The following is a 3,535-nucleotide window of genomic DNA, read 5'->3' on the forward strand; positions in this document are numbered from 1 at the left end:
GCTCTTGCCCCACCACTCGGCACCTCGCTTGGGCTCGGTGTGCCCGCACTCCGGCAGCACGAAGCGGGCCGCCGCGACGGGGCGTCCCTGCCCCGTCGCGGCTAAACCGGCGTCCTGCCGGTTTACCCGCTCCGTACTGCCTACGTTCGGCCAGCGTGGTTTAACGGGGCGCCTAAGATCAAGATCAAAAGCAGATCAACAGCACAGCGGCCTACCGGCCGGCTTGAGTGTGGTGAAGCAACAGCGAAATCTAGAGCGGGCACGGTCCAAATGTGGGAGCGGGCTTGCTCGCGAAGGTCGTTAACGATGACGCTGGCATTCTGGATGAACGCGGCGGTCTCAGGTTTTTCGCGAGCAAGCTCGCTCCTACAGGAAAGCAGCTCTGCTTTCGGGGGGGCCGTCAACTACGATGGCCGCGAGCGGGCGAGGCACCGAGTGGTTGGGCAAGGACCTTTTGGTTGCTTGAGGTGCGTTTTGGTCATGCCCCCTGGAACAATCGCTCCATCTTGATGATCTCGATGGACACTGGGCTGTTGCCCCGGCTGAAGGTGCCCTCTCCGATCTTGCGAAAGCCGAACGCGGCATAGAATTTCTCGGCGGTGAGGGTCGCCTCCAGGTACGCCTTGGAATGGCCGGCAGCTTCGATCCGTTGCAGTGCTTCGAGCAGCAATCGGGCACCAATCCCCTGCCCGGCGGCGTCACCCCGGACAAACAGTTTGCTGACTTCATGGCCGTCGATTTCCACGAAGCCCTGAAGCGTATCAGTGCAAGCCAGCCAGAAGTTTCCGGCGACGATCGCCTCGCGGTAGGTCTCGGGCGAGCGGCCGTCGAGCCACATGCTGATCTGGTCCGGGACGTAATCGGCTTGCAGAGGTTTTCGACGGAGTTCTTATGCACCTGGAAAATGCCCTCGGCGTCTTCCAGACGGGCGGCGCGGATCTGCAGATTGTTCATTCCTTTGAGGTCCTGATTCGGGTCAATGATCCCGGCATTTATAGCTGACCTACTTCATGCCAGACACTCAAAACGGCCCGTCTTGTGCGTTGACCATCGTTATTACACACCATATAGTGTGCCCACAAACACAGACAACCACTACATAGTGTGCGGCGACGCTGAATACCGACCACACTATGCGCAGTATTTCAATGCCTTGAAGCCTGCAAAACGCACATTTTTGAACACGCTGGGTGAATCGAAGCCCACGCCGTCAAACGGACCAGGAAGGAGCAATTCAATGCTGAGTTGGGATGAAGCAGATCAACCAGACACCGGTGACGTAGTCATCCGAGGCGCCAACGCCGGCCACGCCACCGAAGCCAACATGGACCGCCTCGACGGCGCCGGCGCTGCCGCCGCCCTTGAAGCCCGCAACGTGACCGCCAGCGACTCCGCCGCGATCATCCGCGCCAAGGCCGCCCTCGACAAACTCGACGTCGCCGAAGGCCTCGCCGAGCTGGAAGGCTCCGCTGCCCGCGTCGCCGTAGACGAAAAGCGCATGATCAACTGCCGCGCCGACCTCAACCAACTCGTCCCCTTCAAATACGACTGGGCCTGGCAGAAATACCTCGACGGCTGCGCCAACCACTGGATGCCGCAAGAGGTCAACATGACCGCCGACATCGCCCTGTGGAAAAACCCCGAAGGCCTGACCGACGACGAACGCCGCATCGTGATGCGCAACCTCGGTTTCTTCTCCACTGCAGATTCGTTGGTCGCGAACAACCTGGTACTGGCCGTGTACCGCCTGATCACCAACCCGGAGTGCCGCCAGTACATCCTGCGCCAGGCCTTCGAAGAAGCGATCCACACCCACGCCTACCAGTACTGCATCGAATCGCTGGCCATGGATGAAGGCGAGATCTTCAACATGTACCACGAGATTCCATCGGTCGCCAAAAAGGCTGCCTGGGGCTTGAAGTACACCCGTTCGATCTCCGATCCGAAGTTCGAAACCGGCACCGTCGAGACCGACAAAGAGTTGCTGCGCAACCTGGTCGCCTACTACTGCGTACTGGAAGGCATCTTCTTCTACTGCGGCTTCACCCAGATCCTGTCCATGGGCCGTCGCAACAAAATGACCGGCGTGGCCGAGCAGTTCCAGTACATCCTGCGGGATGAGTCGATGCACCTGAACTTCGGCATCGATGTGATCAACCAGATCAAAATCGAAAACCCGCATTTGTGGGATGCCGAGATGAAGGAAGAAGCAACCCAGATGATCCTGCAAGGGACTCAGCTGGAGATCGAATACGCGCGTGACACCATGCCACGTGGGGTGTTGGGGATGAATGCGGCGATGATGGAGGACTACCTCAAGTTCATCGCGAACCGCCGTTTGTCGCAGATTGGGTTGAAGGAAGAGTATCCAGGGACGACGAATCCGTTCCCTTGGATGAGCGAGATCATGGACTTGAAGAAAGAGAAGAATTTCTTTGAGACCCGTGTGATCGAGTACCAGACCGGCGGCGCGCTGAGCTGGGACTGATTAGCGACGCCAATTAAAAATGTGGGAGCGGGCTTGCTCGCGAATGCGGTGGATCAGCCTAGATATCTGGCGACTGACACACCGCCTTCGCGAGCAAGCCCGCTCCCACATTGGTTATCGGTGCTCCATAAATTTTGTATACGTACCTTTATGCCCAATCAAACCATCAAGACACCCTGCGTCGGCCTGTGCTCCACCGTTTACGGGGACCTGGTATGCCGGGGCTGCAAGCGTTATCACCATGAGGTGATTCAGTGGAACGGCTACAACGCCGAGGAGAAACAAGCGGTGTGGCTGCGCCTGGAACAACTGCTGGTGCAGGTGATGACCAGCAAGCTGCAGGTGCTGGACCCGCAGCGCCTGCGCCAGCAACTGGAAGACCGCAAGATTCGGTTTGTGCCCCACCAGTCGCCGTATTGCTGGGCGTACCAGTTGATTGCCCGGGGCGCGCGGGTGATTTCGAAGCTGGATGCGTATGGGTTGGCGCTGTTGCCGGAGTTTCGCGAGCGAAGTCTGGCGGATTTGCGGGATGCGATTGATCGGGAGTTTTTTCTGTTGTCCGAGGCGCATTACGAGCGGTATATCGCGCCGGGGTTTCTGCGGGAATCGTTTGGGCCGCCGTTGATAGCCACTTTCGGCTCGTAGCAGCTGTCGAGCCTTGGCGAGGCTGCGTTTGCGGTGTGCCTGATACACCGCTGACGCAGCCTCGCCAAGGCTCGACAGCTGCTACGGGGGGGGGAATCAGAGTTTCCAGGGGGCTTCGCGATCGGTGTGCAATGCGTACCGCTCGATCGCCTGCGAGAGTGTCAGATTTTTTGTGTTCGGGCCGGTTACGGCCTGCCGTCAGGCAGGCCTAGCTTTACCAGGTCGGCCTGATAAATCGATCTCCGTACAGAATCGCAAATTGATTCATCGCGCTCTTCCAATCATGAGCTGCACTGCCCCAATTCGCGGTGATATTTCGCAATGCCAGCCAGATTAGCTTTGTCGCGGACTCATCCGTTGGGAAGTGGCCTCGCGTCTTGATGATCTTGCGCAACTGGGCAT

3 protein-coding genes and 1 pseudogene are annotated in these 3,535 nt (G+C 58.7%); 2 read left to right on the forward strand and 2 right to left on the reverse strand.

Going from position 1 to position 3,535, the window contains the following annotated elements; genetic code table 11:
• Positions 1-478: 478 nt before the first annotated feature.
• Complete coding sequence (locus AU074_RS25845; protein ID WP_256576971.1) at positions 479-838, reverse strand: GNAT family N-acetyltransferase; 360 nt, start codon at positions 836-838, stop codon at positions 479-481.
• 399 nt (positions 839-1,237) lie between these two features.
• On the opposite strand from AU074_RS25845, the gene AU074_RS25850 reads away from it, so the two are divergent.
• Both AU074_RS25850 and AU074_RS25855 read left to right on the forward strand, forming a co-directional pair.
• On the forward strand, positions 1,238-2,488 hold the full coding sequence (locus AU074_RS25850; protein WP_008432895.1) for a ribonucleotide-diphosphate reductase subunit beta: 1,251 nt from the start codon (positions 1,238-1,240) through the stop codon (positions 2,486-2,488).
• A gap of 150 nt (positions 2,489-2,638) precedes the next feature.
• A complete protein-coding gene (locus AU074_RS25855) occupies positions 2,639-3,133 on the forward strand; it encodes a DUF1289 domain-containing protein (protein WP_076017155.1) in 495 nt (164 codons plus the stop codon).
• 214 nt (positions 3,134-3,347) lie between these two features.
• Here the strand turns inward: AU074_RS25855 and AU074_RS25860 are convergent.
• A pseudogene (locus tag AU074_RS25860) lies at positions 3,348-3,535 on the reverse strand (IS256 family transposase); the annotation flags it as partial.

The organism is Pseudomonas sp. ATCC PTA-122608, from assembly GCF_001952855.1.
Taxonomy (GTDB): domain Bacteria; phylum Pseudomonadota; class Gammaproteobacteria; order Pseudomonadales; family Pseudomonadaceae; genus Aquipseudomonas.

Excerpts from the sequence above, each read along its gene's own strand:
- AU074_RS25855 (WP_076017155.1), top strand. The coding sequence starts at position 2,639 with ATGCCCAATCAAACCATCAAGACACCCTGCGTCGGCCTGTGCTCCACC.
- AU074_RS25850 (WP_008432895.1), top strand. The coding sequence starts at position 1,238 with ATGCTGAGTTGGGATGAAGCAGATCAACCAGACACCGGTGACGTAGTC.
- AU074_RS25845 (WP_256576971.1), bottom strand. The coding sequence starts at position 838 with ATGTGGCTCGACGGCCGCTCGCCCGAGACCTACCGCGAGGCGATCGTC.